The 17,369-nt window shown below is 72.7% G+C and carries 17 protein-coding genes; 12 read left to right on the plus strand and 5 right to left on the minus strand.

Going from position 1 to position 17,369, the window contains the following annotated elements; all coding sequences use genetic code 11:
• Window positions 1–140: 140 nt before the first annotated feature.
• From IA22_RS0124165 to IA22_RS0124175, 3 genes are all read left to right on the plus strand, one after another.
• Window positions 141–1,475 (plus strand): M20/M25/M40 family metallo-hydrolase, encoded by a 1,335-nt coding sequence (locus tag IA22_RS0124165; RefSeq protein WP_014157165.1) that lies wholly within the window; start codon window positions 141–143, stop codon window positions 1,473–1,475.
• Window positions 1,476–1,631: 156 nt separating this feature from the next.
• The gene (gene chpH, locus IA22_RS0124170; RefSeq protein WP_014157166.1) at window positions 1,632–1,865 is read left to right on the plus strand and encodes a chaplin ChpH; all 234 of its coding nucleotides are present in this window, start codon (window positions 1,632–1,634) and stop codon (window positions 1,863–1,865) included.
• A gap of 140 nt (window positions 1,866–2,005) precedes the next feature.
• Window positions 2,006–2,752 (plus strand): chaplin, encoded by a 747-nt coding sequence (locus tag IA22_RS0124175; RefSeq protein ID WP_014157167.1) that lies wholly within the window; start codon window positions 2,006–2,008, stop codon window positions 2,750–2,752.
• Window positions 2,753–2,810: 58 nt separating this feature from the next.
• Here IA22_RS0124175 and IA22_RS0124180 read toward each other — a convergent pair whose 3' ends face one another.
• Window positions 2,811–2,999, minus strand: a complete 189-nt coding sequence (locus IA22_RS0124180) for a DUF5703 family protein (RefSeq protein WP_014157168.1) — start codon at window positions 2,997–2,999, stop codon at window positions 2,811–2,813.
• A gap of 47 nt (window positions 3,000–3,046) precedes the next feature.
• Between IA22_RS0124180 and IA22_RS0124185 the strand changes: the two genes are divergently transcribed.
• The gene (locus tag IA22_RS0124185; protein WP_014157169.1) at window positions 3,047–3,706 is read left to right on the plus strand and encodes a hypothetical protein; all 660 of its coding nucleotides are present in this window, start codon (window positions 3,047–3,049) and stop codon (window positions 3,704–3,706) included.
• Between the two features lie 64 nt (window positions 3,707–3,770).
• Here IA22_RS0124185 and IA22_RS0124190 read toward each other — a convergent pair whose 3' ends face one another.
• Window positions 3,771–6,014 carry a helix-hairpin-helix domain-containing protein gene (locus IA22_RS0124190; protein WP_030124824.1) on the minus strand — a complete coding sequence of 748 codons (2,244 nt, stop codon included), beginning with the start codon at window positions 6,012–6,014 and terminating at the stop codon, window positions 3,771–3,773.
• Window positions 6,011–6,994 (minus strand): aldo/keto reductase, encoded by a 984-nt coding sequence (locus IA22_RS0124195; RefSeq protein WP_014157171.1) that lies wholly within the window; start codon window positions 6,992–6,994, stop codon window positions 6,011–6,013. The genes IA22_RS0124190 and IA22_RS0124195 overlap by 4 nt, the downstream gene beginning before the upstream one ends.
• Before the next feature lie 143 nt (window positions 6,995–7,137).
• Here IA22_RS0124195 and IA22_RS0124200 point away from each other — a divergent pair, with 143 nt between their 5' ends.
• Both IA22_RS0124200 and IA22_RS0124205 read left to right on the plus strand, forming a co-directional pair.
• Window positions 7,138–8,190 (plus strand): LLM class F420-dependent oxidoreductase, encoded by a 1,053-nt coding sequence (locus IA22_RS0124200; protein ID WP_014157172.1) that lies wholly within the window; start codon window positions 7,138–7,140, stop codon window positions 8,188–8,190.
• A 248-nt stretch (window positions 8,191–8,438) separates the two neighbouring features.
• A complete protein-coding gene (locus tag IA22_RS0124205) occupies window positions 8,439–9,227 on the plus strand; it encodes a hypothetical protein (RefSeq protein WP_015576511.1) in 789 nt (262 codons plus the stop codon).
• Window positions 9,228–9,238: 11 nt separating this feature from the next.
• Here IA22_RS0124205 and corA read toward each other — a convergent pair whose 3' ends face one another.
• Window positions 9,239–10,225, minus strand: a complete 987-nt coding sequence (gene corA / locus IA22_RS0124210) for a magnesium/cobalt transporter CorA (protein ID WP_015576510.1) — start codon at window positions 10,223–10,225, stop codon at window positions 9,239–9,241.
• 52 nt (window positions 10,226–10,277) lie between these two features.
• Between corA and IA22_RS0124215 the strand changes: the two genes are divergently transcribed.
• The 4 genes from IA22_RS0124215 (at window position 10,278) to mshC (ending at window position 13,897) form a co-directional block, all read left to right on the plus strand.
• Window positions 10,278–10,988, plus strand: coding sequence for a histidine phosphatase family protein (locus tag IA22_RS0124215; protein WP_030124825.1), 711 nt, complete (start codon window positions 10,278–10,280; stop codon window positions 10,986–10,988).
• Window positions 10,989–11,093: 105 nt separating this feature from the next.
• Complete coding sequence (locus IA22_RS0124220; RefSeq protein ID WP_014157176.1) at window positions 11,094–11,684, plus strand: DUF3090 domain-containing protein; 591 nt, start codon at window positions 11,094–11,096, stop codon at window positions 11,682–11,684.
• Window positions 11,648–12,505, plus strand: a complete 858-nt coding sequence (locus IA22_RS0124225; protein ID WP_015576508.1) for an SCO1664 family protein — start codon at window positions 11,648–11,650, stop codon at window positions 12,503–12,505. Before IA22_RS0124220 ends, IA22_RS0124225 begins: the two co-directional genes overlap by 37 nt.
• Before the next feature lie 162 nt (window positions 12,506–12,667).
• Window positions 12,668–13,897, plus strand: a complete 1,230-nt coding sequence (gene mshC, locus IA22_RS0124230; RefSeq protein ID WP_014157178.1) for a cysteine--1-D-myo-inosityl 2-amino-2-deoxy-alpha-D-glucopyranoside ligase — start codon at window positions 12,668–12,670, stop codon at window positions 13,895–13,897.
• Window positions 13,898–13,973: 76 nt separating this feature from the next.
• Here mshC and IA22_RS0124235 read toward each other — a convergent pair whose 3' ends face one another.
• The gene (locus IA22_RS0124235) at window positions 13,974–15,011 is read right to left on the minus strand and encodes a PAC2 family protein (protein WP_014157179.1); all 1,038 of its coding nucleotides are present in this window, start codon (window positions 15,009–15,011) and stop codon (window positions 13,974–13,976) included.
• A gap of 231 nt (window positions 15,012–15,242) precedes the next feature.
• Between IA22_RS0124235 and IA22_RS0124240 the strand changes: the two genes are divergently transcribed.
• Together IA22_RS0124240 and IA22_RS0124245 are read left to right on the plus strand one after the other, a co-directional pair.
• Window positions 15,243–16,580, plus strand: coding sequence for an enolase C-terminal domain-like protein (locus IA22_RS0124240; RefSeq protein WP_030124827.1), 1,338 nt, complete (start codon window positions 15,243–15,245; stop codon window positions 16,578–16,580).
• A complete protein-coding gene (locus IA22_RS0124245) occupies window positions 16,577–17,362 on the plus strand; it encodes an SDR family NAD(P)-dependent oxidoreductase (protein WP_030124828.1) in 786 nt (261 codons plus the stop codon). The genes IA22_RS0124240 and IA22_RS0124245 overlap by 4 nt, the downstream gene beginning before the upstream one ends.
• The last annotated feature ends 7 nt before the right edge of the window (window positions 17,363–17,369 follow it).

Raw genomic sequence — 17,369 nt, forward strand, 5'->3', positions numbered from 1 at the left:
AATAGCAAACATTCGGGGGTGCTCGATCACGCCCCCGGCCATGTGAAGGGCGCATGACGGGGCCCGGGCGGTCTTGGGCGCGCGGGGGCGGGCGCGCGAGTATGGGGGAGAGCACCACCGCGACAGTGGAAGGAAGCAGCGTGAGCGAGACCAACACGGCCCGGGCCGGCATCGGCGAGACCGCCGAGAACGAGGTCGTGGACCTCTGTCGTGACCTGATCCGGATCGACACCAGCAACTACGGCGACCACTCGGGCCCCGGTGAGCGTGCCGCCGCCGAGTACATCGCCGAGAAGCTCGCCGAGGTCGGGCTGGAACCGAAGATCATCGAGTCCCACAAGGGCCGCGCCTCCACCGTGGCCCGGATCGAGGGCGAGGACCCCTCCAAGCCGGCACTGCTGATCCACGGGCACACCGACGTCGTCCCGGCCAACGCGGCGGACTGGACGCACGACCCGTTCTCCGGGGAGATCGCGGACGGGTGCGTGTGGGGGCGCGGCGCGGTCGACATGAAGGACATGGACGCGATGACCCTCGCGGTCGTGCGCGACCGCATGCGCAGCGGCCGCAAGCCCCCGCGCGACATCGTGCTGGCCTTCCTGGCCGACGAGGAGGCCGGCGGCACCTACGGGGCGCGCCACCTCGTCGACCACCACCGGGACCTCTTCGACGGCGTCACCGAGGCCATCGGTGAGGTCGGCGGCTTCTCGTTCACCGTCAACGAGAACCTGCGCCTCTACCTGGTGGAGACCGCGGAGAAGGGCATGCACTGGATGCGTCTCACCGTGGACGGCACCGCCGGGCACGGCTCGATGACCAACACCGACAACGCGATCACCGAGCTCTGCGAGGCCGTCGGCAGGCTGGGGCGCCACCAGTGGCCGGTCAGGGTGACCAAGACCGTGCGGTCCTTCCTCGACGAGCTGTCCGACGCGCTCGGCACCCCGCTCGACCCGGAGGACATGGAGGCCACGCTCGCCAAGCTCGGCGGCATCGCCAAGATGATCGGCGCCACCCTGCGCAACTCCGCCGCCCCCACCATGCTCGGCGCCGGCTACAAGGTGAACGTGATCCCCGGACAGGCGACCGCGCACGTCGACGGCCGCTTCCTGCCGGGCTTCGAGGACGAGTTCCTGGCCGACCTCGACCGCATCCTCGGCCCGCGGGTGAAGCGCGAGGACGTGCACGGGGACAAGGCCCTGGAGACCAGCTTCGACGGGTCGCTCGTGGACGCGATGCAGATCGCCCTGAAGGCCGAGGACCCGATCGCGCGCGCCGTGCCCTACATGCTCTCCGGCGGCACCGACGCGAAGTCCTTCGACGACCTCGGCATCCGCTGCTTCGGTTTCGCGCCGCTGAAGCTGCCGCCGGAGCTGGACTTCGCAGGGATGTTCCACGGCGTGGACGAGCGGGTCCCGGTGGACGGCCTGAAGTTCGGAGCCCGGGTGCTCGACCGGTTCATCGACCACTCCTGACCCGCCCGACCTCACCGGACGGCCATATTCGCCAGCCTGTACGAATCTCACTGGTACGAGTGAAAGGGATCACTCGCACGTAGCCACCTCCTGCTCTCCTCGTTTCACCTGATGCGGTCCGCGGCTGGGACCGCACTTGTCAACACAGGAGGAATCATGATCAAGAAGGTCGTCGCAATCGCGGCTGCTACCGGTGGTCTCGTGCTCGCGGGTGCGGGTATGGCGTCCGCCGACGCCGGTGCCCAGGGTGCCGCCATCGGCAGCCCCGGCGTGCTCTCGGGCAACGTCGTCCAGGTTCCGGTTCACGTTCCGGTGAACGTGTGCGGCAACACGATCTCCGTGATCGGGCTGCTGAACCCCGCCTTCGGCAACACCTGCGTCAACGCGTGACGATGCGCGTCAACCCGTAAGGGTTTGAGCCCGGTCGGCCTCGGAGTGCGTTCCATGCGCTCCGGGGCCGCTGGGCATTCGGCCCCGCGCACGGCTGCGTCCGGGGCAATTCGTGAGTGCAGAAGGCAGGAAGACAACCTATGCGACAGGTCACACGCAAAGGCCTGATCACCATGGCGGCGGCGGGCGGAGTGCTCGCGCTCGGCGGCGGCTACGCGCACGCCGACGCGGGTGCGGCAGGTGCCGCGTCGGGTTCACCGGGGGTGCTCTCCGGGAACTCGATCCAGGCCCCGATCGACGTACCCGTCAACGTCTGCGGAAACTCCGTGGACGTCGGCGGTCTGCTCAACCCCGCGAGCGGCAACGACTGCGGAAACGGATCTTCGGATTCCGGACACGCTCGCGTCTCGGACGACGGGGCGTCGTCCGGTCACGGCTCCGGGAGCCGTGCGTCCGGCCACCAGGACGCGCGCGACAGCGGGGCGGGGACCGGCAGGCACCGTGCTTCCGGCACCTCGGCCCAGGCCGAGACGACCGGGTCCCCCGGGATCCTCTCCGGCAACCAGGTGCAGGCGCCGGTGGAGATCCCCGTGAACCTCTGCGGCAACAGCATCACCGTCGGCGGACTGCTCAACCCGGTCTTCGGCAACTCCTGCGAGAACGACACGGAGCCGGCCCACCCTCCCGTCGTACCGCGGACGCCGCACACCCCGGAGAAGCCGGTCACGCCGCACGCGCCCCCGGCTCCCGAGACCCAGCTCGTGGCGGGTGAGCAGCTCGCGCACACCGGCGGGGGAGGGCTCGGCGTGCTGATCCCGGCGAGCGCCGGCATGCTGCTCGCCGGCGCGGGCACGGTGCTGTACCGGCGTTCGCGCAGCGCGGCCTAGCGGTACCGCGACCGACGGCCCGAGGGGCGGGCTCCGCGCACGCGGAGCCCGCTCTCCGCTACCAGGTGGCCCGGAGCTGGCGGATGATGCGCCGCCGCAGCCGGACCCGGCGGCTGCCGTCCAGGCGCAGCGTCAGCCGGTCCAACTCCCAGTGCCCGTACTCGGCATGGTCGGTCAGCAGGCGGGCCGCCTCCTTGCGGGACACCCCGCGCGGCACGTACACGTCGATAAATTCGTATTCCGGCATCGCATCTATTGTGCGGGCAGACCCCCGGTACGGATAGCGTCTGTCCTATGTCTGATGCTGCGCAGCCCACCGCTGCCGAGGTACGCGCCGCCGCCGATGCAGTCAAAACCGCGCTCGACCGCCACCTCCAGGCGGTCGAACGCCGTACCGGGGACGACGACCCCGCCGTCTACGACGCGTTCAACGCCCTGGCCGCCGCTGCCGAGGTCTACGACGAACTGCTCTACGACCGCTACGACGAGGTCACCCCCTTCGAGATCCCGGCCGCGGAGGACTCCCTCCCGCCCTACGCCGGCCCCGAGGAGCCGCACGCCGTGAGCGTGCTGATCAGGCGCGACTACGCGGTGGCGGAGCCGGCACGGCTGCTCGCCCAGGCCCAGCGGCTCGCGGAGCTCGACCCGGACGGGCAGGACGGCGAGGCGGCTGCCGCCGGCGCCGGTGTGCACGCCGCGCTGGGCGTGGTGTTCGGCGAGTACGAGGCGGACGAAATCGCCTCCCGGCACGCGGAGTTCGGTCTGGAGGAGGGGGACTCCACCCTCTGGGTCTCCGCCGCGGACGAGCTCCCCGAGCCGGGGGAGTGGCTCGCGGCACCGTTCGACGAAGCGGACCCCGCCCTCGTCGTCTGCCGCTTCGACGCCAGCTCGGTCTTCGACGAGGAGGACGACCTGGACGGAGACCCCGACGGCGTCGTCCCCCAGCGCTCCTGACCCCACACCGGCCGACGGCCCCGGCGCGCAGCGCACCGGGGCCGTCGGCATGTCTCCGAGGGCCCTACGAGGCGTCCGGGGTGGGCAGCGCCTCCAGGAGGGCAGCCAGCCTGGTCGTCCGCTGCTGGGCCGGGACCTCGGCCACCGCGCGCGGCAGGGCCTGGTCCACTCCGTGCACCACGGACAGGTGCCGCTCCCCACGGCTGAACGCCGTGTACACCCAGGGCCTGCTGAGCCCCTGCGCCGCGTCGCCCGGCAGGACCACGACGGCCGCGGGCCAGCGCATCCCGGCCGCCTGGTGGGCACTGAGCGCCCAGCCGTGGCGTACGGCGGTCTCCACCCGGTCCTGCGGTACGACGACGGGTGTGCCCGCGCAGTCCAGGTGCAGACCGTCGGCGTCGGCCGAGACGACCGCCCCGGGGACCGCCCTGCCCGGTGCGGGGACATGGACCACGCGGTCGCCGGGGTCGAAGCCGCCGAACCGGCCCGGCCCCGGATTGAGCCGCTGCTTCAGCGCCGCGTTGAGCGCCGTCGTGCCGGCCGGGCCGCCGTGCCCGACCGTGATCACCTGGGTGTCCGAGGACGGTACGCCGATGGCGCGCGGCACCGAGTCGGCGACCAGCTGCACCGTGCGGTGGACGGCCTCACCCGCGTCCCGCACGGGCACGATCACCACTTCCCTGCCGGGCGCCTCGACCTGGGCCAGCTCGCCGATCCCGATGCCGGAGACCAGCTCGCCGATGGGCCCCGGGTCGGGCGTGCGGGAGACCACGTGGGGGCAGGCGCGCGACGCGATCACGTCGGCGAACACCCGCCCCGCACCGGCCGATCCGAGCACCCCCGGGTCGCCGCTCAGGACCAGCCGCGTCCCGTCGGCCAGCGACTCCACCAGCATCGCGGCCGTCTCCACGTCGAGCTGCGGGGCGTCCAGCACGACCAGGACGTCGAGGGCGAGGGCGCCGTCCGCGTCCCGCCCGGGCCCGCCCTCGCCCGACAGCAGGGCGGAGAGCGTCACAGCGGCCTCCGGGTCACCGGCGGCGGCGGCCAGCCTGCGCTGTCCGTCGGGGCTGTGGGCGGTCCCCAGCGCCCGCAGACCGAGACCACGCGCCGCGGCGACGAGGGCGGCGGGTTCCGCCCGGGCGGTCTCCCCGCCGCTGTGGGCGACCAGTCCGGCGCTCGCCGCCGCCCTGATCAGCTCGCCCGCCGAGGCGGACGGGGCCGCGGTGGCGGCGTCCGTCCAGTCGGCCCCCTTCTCGCAGGAGTTGACCAGCCGGGCCAGGCCGTCGGCCAGGCTCTCCTCGGCCAGGGCATACCGGTCGAGGCCGAGCAGGACCCGCACCGGCTCGTCGTCGCCCCCGGCCCCGTCCTCCGACGCCTCCTCGGTGTCCTGCGCCGTCCCCTCCGCCTCCGTGGCGTCGACGCCGTCCTGGAAGACCAGTGCGACCCCCTCGGCCACGGCGTGCTCGACGGCTCCGGCGGGATCGGTCACCGCGAACCCGGCCAGCGCCTTCCGTGCCTCCTCGGCGTCCAGCGCGGTGTGCCCGCGCAGCGCGGCCCGCTCCAGCAGCCAGCCCACGAGCGCCGCCGTGCGCCGCTCGTCGTCGGGGCCGCACTCCGCGCCCAGCAGCGCCCGCGCGAAGCCGTCCGCCTGCTCGGGCCGCACGCCGGGCAGCGACAGGAGCTGCCACGGGTCCTCACGGAGGAGGCCGGCGGCCCCCTCACCGAGCGTCGTCACGGCAGGGCGGGCCAGCGCCTCGGGAGCTCCGCCCTCGGCGAGCACCGCCGCGGCCGAGGCGGCGGCCTCGGGCGGGACGGCCCGTGGGGCGGGCCGCTCGGGGACCCGGGGCGCGGGCGCGGCCGGGGCCGCGGGGGCCGCCCTGCGGGGTGCGGGAGCCGAGGCGGGTGAGTCGAAGAAGGCGGTGCCCGGCTTCTCGCCGCTCTCCACCGCGCGCACCGCCGCCAGCAGATCGGCGGCCGGACCGCTCAGCTTCGCACCGGCCTCGATGGGCCCTTCCTTCTCGGCCTTGCGCCGTTCGATCCGCTCACGCAGCTCACGCTGTGCGGCCAGTTCCGCCTCGGCCTCCGACAGGGCGGGCGCGGCGGGCGTCTCCGTCCCCTGCTCCTGGCCGCCGGCCTCCTCCGTGCCGGCCTCCGCATCCCGCGCGTCGTCGTCCGTCCCCTCCGCGCTCCCCGCGCCGCCCTCGTGGGGCGTGCCGGGCGTGTCGGCGGCCCGGCCACCGGCGTCCTCGCCGGCCTCGTGGTCCTCGGCCGGGGGGTCCGTGGCTTCTCCCCGGGAATGCGCAGTCACAGCGTGCTCCAGTCCTGGTCCGGATAGCGGTGCACGGGCGCCGACACGTCGTCGAGCGCCTGGCAGATCTCGTCAGGAAGACTAAGCGCCTCCACTGACAACGCCTCGCCCAGCTGCCGCGCGTTGCGTGCCCCGACGACCGGTGCGACCACCCCCGGCCGGTCCCGCACCCAGGCGAGCGCGACCTGGAGGGGCGTCGTGGCGAGGCCGTCCGCCGCCGTGGCCACCGCGTCCACGATCCTGCTCGCGGCCTCGTCCAGATACGGCTCCACGAACGGGGCCAGCCGCTCGGACGCGCCGCGCGAACCCGACGGCGTCCCGGTGCGGTACTTGCCGGTCAGCACCCCGCGCCCCAGCGGGGACGACGGCAGCAGCCCCACTCCGAGGTCCCTCGCCGCAGGGAGGACCTCCCGCTCGACGCCCCGCTGCAGCAGCGAGTACTCCATCTGCGTGCACGCCAGCCGGGTGCGCACCCCGGGCGCGGCGAGCTGCCACGTGGCGGCCTTGGCCAGCTGCCAGCCGCTGAAGTCGGCCACTCCGGCGTAGCGGGCACGCCCGGAGGACACGGCCAGGTCCAGGGCCTGCAGGGTCTCCTCCAGCGGCGTCCCGGGATCGAAGGCGTGTATCTGCCACAGGTCGACGTAGTCCGTGCCGAGCCGTTCGAGGGAGGCGTCGAGCGCGGCCAGCAGATGCCCGCGCGACCCGTCGACGCGGCGGTGCGGGCCGGGCACGCTGCCCGCCTTGGTGGCGACGACCAGATCCTGCCGGGGCACCAGGACGTCCAGGAACCGCCCCAGCAGGTACTCGGCCTCCCCGCCGCCGTACACGTCGGCGGTGTCGACGAGGGTGCCGCCCGCGTCCCAGAAGGCTTTGAGCTGGTCCGCGGCGTCGTGTTCGTCGGTGTCCCGGCCCCAGGTGAGGGTGCCCAGCCCGATCCGGGACACACGAAGGCCGGTACGGCCGAGATGCCTCTGCTCCATGGGCGCTGAGATTACTGGCCGGGACCCCACGGGGTGGAGGCCTGTGGACAACCGCGGCTCCGGGGCGAGCCTGCCGGATTCCGGCGCCCCGCGCTAGAGTCCCCGGCACAGGAACGTTACTGATCAGTAGAGGGAGTGTGGGTATGCGGCTCGGCATCAATCTCGGTTACTGGGGTGCGGGCATGGACGGCGACAACCTCGCCGTCGCCCAGGAGGCCGACCGGCTCGGCTACGACGTCTGCTGGGCGGCCGAGGCGTACGGCTCCGACGTGCCGACCGTGCTCGCCTGGGTCGCCGCCCGGACCGAGTCCATCGACGTGGGCTCCGCGATCATGCAGATCCCGGCCCGTCAGCCCGCCATGACGGCCATGACCGCGGCCACCCTCGACTCGCTCTCCGGTGGCCGCTTCCGCCTCGGCCTCGGCGTCTCGGGACCCCAGGTCTCCGAGGGGTGGTACGGCGTCAAGTTCGACAAGCCGCTGGCCCGGACCCGCGAGTACGTCGAGATCGTGCGCCGGGCGATGTCCCGCGAGCGGCTGTCCTACGAGGGGGAGCACTGGACGCTGCCGCTGCCCGACGGCCCCGGCAAGCCCATCAAGCTGACCGTCCACCCGCAGCGCGAGCACATCCCGCTCTACATCGCCGCGATCGGCCCCAAGAACCTCGAGCAGACCGGCGAGATCGCCGACGGCGCCCTCCTGATCTTCCCCTCCGCCGCCCACCTGGAGGAGACCGCGGTGAAGCACCTGCGGGCGGGGCGCGAGAAGGCCGGGAAGACGATGGACGGCTTCGACGTCTGCCCCACCCTGCCGCTGGCGGTCGGCGACGACATCCCCGGCCTGGCCGACATGTTCCGCCCGTACACCGCGCTCTACGTCGGCGGCATGGGCAGCCGCAAGCAGAACTTCTACAACCAGCTCGCCCGGCGCATGGGGTACGAGAAGGAGGCCGCCGAGATCCAGGACAAGTACCTGGCCGGTGACAAGGCGGGCGCGGCGGCGGCCGTGCCGCACCAGCTCATCGACGAGACCACGCTGCTCGGCTCGGTCGACCGGATCGCCGACCGGATGCAGGCGTACGCGGCGGCGGGTGTCACGACCCTCACCCTCGCCCCGGCGGGCTTCACCCTCGACGAGCGGCTCGCGGCCCTGCGCGCCGGTACCGACGCCCTGGAGCGCTCCGGCCTCGCGGCCTAGGCGCAGGGAGGGTCCAGCACTACGGCCGTGGTGGGGGCTCGGGGGTCCTCCCCGCCACGGCCGTCACGGGGTGCAACGCGGGAAAGCCCCTCAGGGTTACGCCCCGGGCCCTCCCCGGACGCCCGGACGCCGGCCCCGCGGCCGTGCGGCACCCCGTTCGGCCCTGCCGGCTCCCCGCTCGTGTTGCCTACCCGCGCGTACCGAATTTGACTGTCGCTCTGCGGACACCGGTGCGAAAGGTGGCAGTGATGCTCTCGACCAAGAGTCTGTTCCAGGAGATCCTCGACGACGACGAGTCGTTCCGGCTGTTCTGCTCGATCGCTGCCGGCGGGGAGGCGCAGGGCGGGTGGGAGAACGGCCGCATCGCCGCACTCCTGCCGCCGGGCCTGCGGGAGCTGGCCCCCAAGGCCGCCCGGCACGGTGCCGACGAGGACAAGCACGGCCGGATCTTCAACGCCCTGCTGAAGCAGCGGGGACTCCAGCCGGTGGCGGTGCCGTACGAGACCGACTACACCCTGCTGCTGGAGCGCCGGGGCATCGGCCTGGCCCACGAGCGGCTGAGCCGTGAGGAGCCGCTCACCGAACGGGACGTCATCGTCTACCTGGCCCACAGCCGGGTCACCGAGCAGCGGGCGTCCGAACAGATGCGTCTCCTCCTCAAGCACTTCGCCGGACACCCCGTCCTCGGCCGGGCCGTCAGGATGATCTCCCGGGACGAGGACAACCACCTCGCCTACTGCCACGAGGAGCTCCTCCGCTTCGCCCGGGCCGGACACGGCCGGACGATCCAGCACGTCCTGCGTGAGTGCGCCCGCGCAGAGATCCGGGTGTACCGCGACGTCAGTCTCGCCGTGATGAGCCACATGGGCGGCGTGCTGCGCTGGCCGCGCGCCAAGGCCGCCGCGCTGGCCGCGGGGATCCACGCGATGTACGCCTACGAGCGGGTGGTGGGCTGGCGGCGCATGGTCAGCCTGGAACAGCCCGCGCTGCGCGACGCGCTGGGCGGCCCGCCCGTGCCCGAGACCGAGTACGCCTGAGACGCCCGCGCCTACATCCAGCCGCGGCGCTTGAACAGGCGGTACAGCCCGGCGACCGCGACCCCCATCAGCACGATCACCGCCGGGTACGTCCACACCCAGTCCAGCTCCGGCATGTGCTCGAAGTTCATGCCGTAGATCCCGGCCACCATGGTCGGCACGGCGGCCATGGCGGCCCACGCCGAGATCTTCCGCATGTCGTCGTTCTGCCGGACGCCGACCTGCGCCAGATGGGCCGACAGGATGTCCGAGAGCAGCCGGTCGAGCCCCTCCACGTGCTCGACGGCACGCGTCAGATGGTCGTTCACGTCCCGGAAGAACGGCTGGGACCCGTCGTCGACGAAGGGCACACCCGCGCTCGACAGCCGCGCCATGGGTGCTCCCAGCGGATTGGTCGCCCGGCGGAACTCGAGCACCTGCCGCTTGAAGGTGTAGATGCTCGCCGCCGTGTTCTTCGAGTCCGCCGACCCGGTCGGGGCGAAGACCTGGGCCTCCAGCTCCTCCAGGTCGATCTGGAGCTCGGCCGCGACCTCGATGTAGTGGTCCACCACCGCGTCGCTGACCGCGTACAGCACCGACGTCGGCCCGTGCCGGAGTACCTCCGGCTCCGCCTCCAGGCGGCTGCGCACCGCGGCCAGGGGCGCGCCCTCGCCGTGCCGCACCGTCACCACGAAGGAGTCCCCTATGAACAGCATCAGCTCGCCGGCGCTCACGGTGTCGCTCGTCGGCTCGTAGACCACCGGCTTGATCACGACGAACAGGGAGTCGTCGTAGATCTCCAGCTTGGGCCGCTGATGCGCGCGCAGGGCGTCCTCGACCGCGAGCGGATGCAGCGCGAACTCACTGCTGACCAGGTCGAACTCCTTCTCCGTCGGCTCGTGCAACCCGATCCAGACGAAGGCGTCCCCGGTGGCACGTGCCTCGTCGAGGGCATCGGAGAAGTCGGCGGGACCCTCGGTCCGGCGCCCGTCCCGGTAAATTCCGCAGTCGACGATCACCCGCGCATTGTTCCCTGCCGCGAGGCCTTCACGCACCTCTACGCTGGCAGGTATGCCCACGCTCATCCTCGTACGCCACGGACGCTCGACCGCCAACACCTCCGGAGTGCTCGCGGGCCGGACCCCCGGCGTCTCCCTCGACGAACGCGGCGCCGCACAGGCCGCCGCACTCCCCGGCCGGCTGTCGGCCCTCACCTTCGCGGCGGCCGTCAGCAGCCCGCTGCAGCGCTGCCGCGAGACCCTCCAGCCGCTGCTGGACGCCCGCCCCGGCCTCGCACTGCACACCGAGGACCGCATCAGCGAGTGCGACTACGGCACGTGGTCGGGGCGCAAACTCGCCGAGCTCTCCGACGAGCCGCTGATGAAGGTCGTCCAGCAGCACCCCTCGGCCGCCGCCTTCCCGGACGGTGAGTCCATGCGGGCCATGCAGGCCCGGGCCGTGGAAGCCGTGCGGGACTGGAACGCCCGCATCGAGGCGGACCACGGCGAGGACGCGGCCTACGTGATGTGCTCGCACGGCGACATCATCAAGGCCCTGGTCGCGGACGCGCTCGGGATGCACCTCGACCTCTTCCAGCGCATCCAGGCCGACCCGTGCTCCGTCACCGCGATCCGCTACACGCGGCTGCGCCCGTTCCTCCTCCGCCTCGGCGACACCGGCGATTTCGCGTCCCTGGCACCGCGTGAACAGGCCATCGGGGCCGACGCGGCGGGGGACACGGGGACGGACGCGGCCGTAGGGGGCGGCGCTGGGGCACCGTGATCGCTCGGCGCAGTAGGGTGGACGCGCCGTAGACCCCTTGCGGGACCTCTCGCGGGGCCCCGGGGGCAGCCCCCATCCGCCATCTCATTCTCAAGGGAGCAGGACGTGTCCCGTCAGGTGTTCCTGTACGACCCGCCGGACCGTTTCGTGGCCGGTACGGTCGGGCTGCCTGGCCGCCGTACGTTTTTCCTGCAGGCATCCTCGCGGGGCCGGGTCACGAGCGTGGCCCTGGAGAAGACGCAGGTCGCCGCGTTGGCCGAACGGATCGACGAACTCCTCGACGAGGTCGTGCGGCGGACCGGCGGAAACTCGCCGGTGCCCGCCGTCGCCCCTACGGACGTCGCCGACACCGCGCCGCTCGACGCCCCCGTCGAGGAGGAGTTCCGGGTCGGCACGATGGCGCTCGCCTGGGACGGCGAGGAGCAGCGCATGATCGTCGAGGCGCAGGCACTCGTCGAACTGGACGCCGACTCCGAGGACGACCTCGCGGAAGCCGAGGAAAGGCTTCTGCAGGACGAGGAGAACGGCCCGCCGATGCTGCGGGTCCGCCTGAGCGGAGCCCAGGCCAGGGCCTTCGCCAAGCGCGCGCTCGACGTCGTCAACGCAGGCCGTCCGCCCTGCCCGCTGTGCAGCCTCCCCCTCGATCCGGAAGGACACGTATGCCCGCGCCAGAACGGATACCGTCGCGGGGCCTGACGGAGGCCGGGCTGCGCACCCTGCTCACGGAGGGGGAACTCACGGTCCTCGGCCAGGTCCGGGGCGCCTCCAACGCGGTGCTGTACTGCACGGTCGCCCACGAGGGCGAGGAACGGACCTGCGTCTACAAGCCGGTCGCCGGTGAGCAGCCGCTGTGGGACTTCCCCGACGGCACCCTCGCCCGGCGCGAGGTCGCCGCGTACGAGATCTCCGAGGCCACCGGCTGGGGTCTCGTGCCTCCCACGGTGCTGCGGGAGGGCCCCTACGGCGAGGGGATGTGCCAGCTGTGGATCGAGGCGGAGGAAGCGGAGGAAGGGGCGGACAACGCCGGCGGACTGCCGCCCCTGCTCGCCCTGGTCGAGGACGACGAGCCGGGAGAGGGCTGGAAGGCCGTCGGATTCGCCGAGGTGGGGGAGGGGCGGACGGCCCTGCTGGTGCACGCCGACGATCCCCGCCTGCGCCGGCTGGCCGTGCTGGACGCGGTGATCAACAACGGTGACCGCAAGGGCGGGCACCTGCTGCCCGCCCCCGGTGGACGGCTGTACGGCATCGACCACGGCGTCACGTTCAACGCCGACGACAAACTGCGGACGCTGCTCTGGGGATGGGCGGGCGAACCTCTGACCCCCGAGGCCGCCGAGGTGCTCGACCGGCTGTCCACCGCCCTGGAACCGGGCGCGGAGCTCACCACCCGGTTGGCCGAACTGATCACGGCGGCGGAACTCGACGCCCTGCGCGTCCGGGTGGAGGGTCTTCGCACCTCCGGCCGGCACCCGCAGCCGAGCGGTGAGTGGCCGCCGATCCCGTGGCCGCCCGTGTGACACCACGGTCCCGGCACCTGTTTGGTCCGCCCGCAGGCGTGGGCCGCGACCGGTCGGGCACCGGCTGATAGAGCATCGCGGCCCCGGGCGCAAGACCGCCTCCTCGGCCATGATCTGCCATCCGGTTCGTATCCGGAAGCATCGTCCGGTTACGCTCATGTCATGCATGCCTGGCCCGCTTCTGAGGTCCCCGCCCTGCCTGGCAAGGGCCGCGACCTTCGGATCCACGACACCGCGACCGGCGGACGGATCACCCTTGACCCCGGTCCCGTCGCCCGCATCTACGTCTGCGGCATCACGCCGTACGACGCGACCCACATGGGTCATGCGGCGACCTACAACGCGTTCGACCTCGTCCAGCGCGTGTGGCTCGACACCAAGCGGCAGGTCCACTACGTCCAGAACGTGACCGACGTGGACGATCCGCTGCTGGAGCGGGCCGTGCGCGACGGCGAGGACTGGACCGAGCTCGCGGAGCGCGAGACCGCCCTGTTCCGGGAGGACATGACCGCTCTGCGCATGCTCCCCCCGAAGCACTACATCGGGGCGGTCGAGGCGATACCCGGCATCGTCCCGCTCGTGGAACGCCTCCGGGACGCGGGCGCCGCCTACGAACTCGACGGCGACGTGTACTTCTCCGTGGAGAGCGACCCGCACTTCGGTGAGGTCTCGAACCTCGACGCCGAGGCCATGCGGCTGCTCTCCGCCGAGCGCGGCGGCGACCCGGAGCGCCCCGGCAAGAAGAACCCGCTCGACCCGATGCTCTGGATGGCCGCCCGTGAGGGCGAGCCGAGCTGGGACGGCGGCTCCCTCGGCCGCGGCAGGCCCGGCTGGCACATCGAGTGCGTCGCCATCGCCCTGGACCACCTGGGCATGACCTTCGACGTCCAGGGCGGCGGTTCCGACCTGGCCTTCCCGCACCACGAGATGGGCGCCTCGCACGCGCAGGTGCTGACCGGCGAGCACCCGTTCGCCAAGGCCTACGTGCACGCCGGCATGGTCGGCCTCGACGGCGAGAAGATGTCCAAGTCCAAGGGCAACCTCGTCTTCGTCTCGGCGCTGCGCCGGGCCGACGTGGACCCTGCCGCCATCCGGCTCACCCTGCTCGCGCACCACTACCGGTCCGACTGGGAGTGGACCGACCAGGTGCTCGCCGACGCGGTCGAGCGTCTCGCCCGGTGGCGTGCCGCCGTCTCCCGCCCGGACGGACTCTCCGCCGACGCCCTGGTCGAGGAGGTCCGGGAGGCCCTGGCCGACGACCTCGACACCCCGGCCGCACTCGCCGCCGTGGACCGCTGGGCCGAGCTCCAGACCTCCGGCGGCGGCACGGACGAGGGGGCACCCGGCCTCGTCTCCCGCACCGTCGACGCCCTGCTCGGCGTCGCGCTCTGACCCACGGACACACCGACGGCCCCGGACTTCGCGAGAGATCGCGAAGTCCGGGGCCGTTCCGTACCCGTGTGCGGTGTCAGTCGTCCGAGGCGCTCCCGTCCGGGCCGGTGGCCGGCGGGTCCTCGGGCGGGTCGCCGCCGTCGCCGTCCTTGGGACGGCCCTTCTCCGGGCGCTGCGGCTTCGGCGGCCGCGTACGTCCGCCGGAGGTGTCCCGCAGGTAGGGCATGTCACCGCTCTCCGTGGCATGGCCGCCCGGCGCCTGGCCGGGACCGCCGACGTCCCTGCGCCGCAGATAACGCTCGAACTCGCGGGCGATGGCCTCGCCGGACGCCTCGGGCAGCTCGGCGGTGTCCCGCGCCTCCTCCAGCGTCTGCACGTACTCCGCGACCTCGCTGTCCTCGGCGGCCAGCTGGTCGACCCCGAGCTGCCAGGCGCGGGCGTCCTCGGGCAGCTCGCCCAGCGGGATCCGCAGACCGAGCAGATCCTCCAGGCGGTTCAGGAGCGCGAGCGTCGCCTTCGGGTTCGGCGGCTGCGACACGTAGTGCGGGACCGCCGCCCACAGGCTGACCGCGGGCACGCCCGCGTGCGTGCAGGCCTCCTGGAGGATGCCCACGATGCCGGTCGGGCCCTCGTACCTGGTCTCCTCCAGGTCCATGGTCCGCGCCAGGTCCGGATCCGACGTGACGCCGCTGACCGGGACGGGGCGGGTGTGCGGGGTGTCGCCGAGCAGCGCCCCCAGGACGACCACCATCTCGACGCCCAGCTCATGGGCGAAGCCCAGGATCTCGTTGCAGTACGAACGCCAGCGCATGGAGGGTTCGATGCCACGGATCAGCACCAGGTCACGGGGCTTCTCGCCGCCGACCCGGACCACGGAGAGCCGCGTGGTGGGCCAAGTGATCTTGCGGGTCCCGCCGTCCATCCAGACCGTGGGCCGGTTGACCTGGAAGTCGTAGTAGTCCTCGGCGTCGAGCGCCGCGAAGACCTCGCCCTTCCACTCCCGGTCCAGATGCGCCACCGCGGTGGAGGCGGCGTCCCCGGCGTCGTTCCAGCCCTCGAACGCGGCCACCATGACCGGGTCGATCAGCTCGGGTACCCCCTCGAGCTCGATCACCCAGGCCTCCTTCCGAAGTTCCCTTGTGTACGGACCAACCTTACGGGTTCCGCCCTGCTCCGACGCAGCCCGTTTGCGTGCGGAGATGAACCGTGCAACCGCTTGATTCATCCGAGCTGTGCCAGGCCGGAAGTGATCGAGATTCCTCCCGCCCCTGGACTGTGAGGCTCGATAGGGTTTATACATCGGATGACCACAGAGAGATCCGATGTTATTCCCCTGGGGGCGCACATGAGTCTGACCGTCATGGATTTCGAGGTCGAGGACATCCGGTTTCCCACCTCGGAACACCTGGACGGCTCGGACGCCATGAACCCCGATCCCGACTACTCCGCCGCCTACGTCGTCCTGCGCGCCGACGGTGGCGGACCGGGCGGCGCGGGCGAGGAAGGGCACGGGTTCTGCTTCACCATCGGGCGTGGCAACGATGTCATGGCCGCGGCCATCAGAGCGCTCCGCCCCTACGTGGTGGGTCGCCCCGTCCCGCGTGACGCGACCGGCCTCGCCGCCCTGTACCGCACGCTCACGCACGACTCCCAGCTGCGCTGGCTCGGCCCGGAGAAGGGCGTGATGCACATGGCGGCCGGAGCCGTGGTCAACGCCGCCTGGGACCTCGCGGCGAAACTCGCGGGGAAGCCCGTCTGGCGGTTCCTCGCCGGGATGACACCCGAGGAGCTCGTCTCCCTCGTCGACTTCCGCCACCTCACGGACGCGCTCACCCCGCAGGAGGCGCTCGGCATCCTCCGTGCCGCGGAGCCCGGCAGGGCCGAGCGCACCGAGCGGCTCCTCGCCGAGGGCTATCCCGCGTACACCACCTCACCCGGCTGGCTGGGATACGACGACGACAAGCTCGTGCGCCTGGCCGAGGAGGCCGTCGCGGACGGCTTCACCCAGATCAAGCTCAAGGTCGGCGCCGACCTGGACGACGACGTCCGCAGGCTGGCGGTCGCCCGCCGGGCGGTCGGCCCCGGCATCCGGATCGCCGTCGACGCCAACCAGCGATGGGACGTGGCCGACGCGGTGGAGTGGATGAAGGCGCTCGCCCCCTACGACCCGTACTGGATCGAGGAACCGACCAGTCCCGACGACGTGCTCGGCCACGCAGCCGTGCGGGCCGGGCAGCCGGTCAAGGTCGCCACCGGCGAGCACGTCGCCAACAGGGTCGTGTTCAAGCAGCTGCTCCAGGCCGGCGCGGTCGACTTCGTCCAGATCGACGCCGCACGGGTCGCCGGGGTGAACGAGAACCTCGCTGTCCTGCTGCTCGCGGCCAAGTACGGCGTCCCGGTCTGCCCCCACGCCGGTGGCGTCGGACTGTGCGAGCTGGTGCAGCATCTGTCGATGTTCGACTACGTCGCGGTGTCCGGCAGCCGCGAGGACCGCGTCATCGAGTACGTCGACCACCTCCACGAGCACTTCGCCGACCCCGCCGTCGTCGAGGACGGCCACTACGTCGCCCCCCGCGCACCGGGCTTCTCGGCCCGGATGCTCCCCGCCTCGATCGCCGGACACCGCTACCCGCAGGGCCCCGTCTGGCAGGCCCGCCGCACACACGAGGAGACGGGCCGATGACCGGCGCACGGGATTTCGAGGGACTGTCCGCCCTGGTGACAGGGGGCGCGTCCGGTATCGGGGCCGCCGTGGCCGCCCAGCTGCTCACCCGCGGGGCGCGCGTCGCGGTGCTCGACCTCGATCCGGAGGGCGCTCCCGCGGGCTGCCTCGCCCTTCGCGCCGACGTGACGGACGACGACGCCGTACGCGACGCCGTCGAGCGGGCGGCCGCCGGACTGGGCGGCCTGCACACGGTGGTCTCCAACGCGGGGATCGGCTCGATCGGCACCGTCGAGGACAACGCCGACGAGGAGTGGACCCGCGTACTGGACCTCAACGTGCTCGGCATGGTCCGCACCGCCCGCCACGCGCTGCCCCATCTGCGCAGGGCCGCCGCCGCCCGGCCCGGCGCCGTGTCGATCACCCAGACCTGCTCCATCGCCGCCACCGCCGGGCTGCCGCAACGCGCGCTCTACAGCGCGAGCAAGGGCGCCGTGCTCTCCCTCACCCTCGCGATGGCGGCCGACCACGTCCGTGAGGGGATCAGGGTGAACTGCGTCAACCCCGGCACCGCGGACACCCCCTGGATCGGCCGGCTGCTCGGGCAGGCCGAGGACCCGGCCGCGGAGCGTGCCGCGCTCGACGCCCGTCAGCCGCTGGGGCGGCTGGTGTCCGCCGACGAGGTGGCCGCCGCGGTCCTCTATCTCGCGAGCCCGGCGGCCGCGTCCGTCACCGGCACCGCGCTCGCCGTCGACGGGGGGATGCAGGGCCTGCGCCTGCGTCCCGCTTCTCCGCGGGGCTGAGCGCGGC

Source organism: Kitasatospora papulosa (assembly GCF_000717245.1).
Classification (GTDB): Bacteria; Actinomycetota; Actinomycetes; order Streptomycetales; family Streptomycetaceae; genus Streptomyces; species Streptomyces papulosus.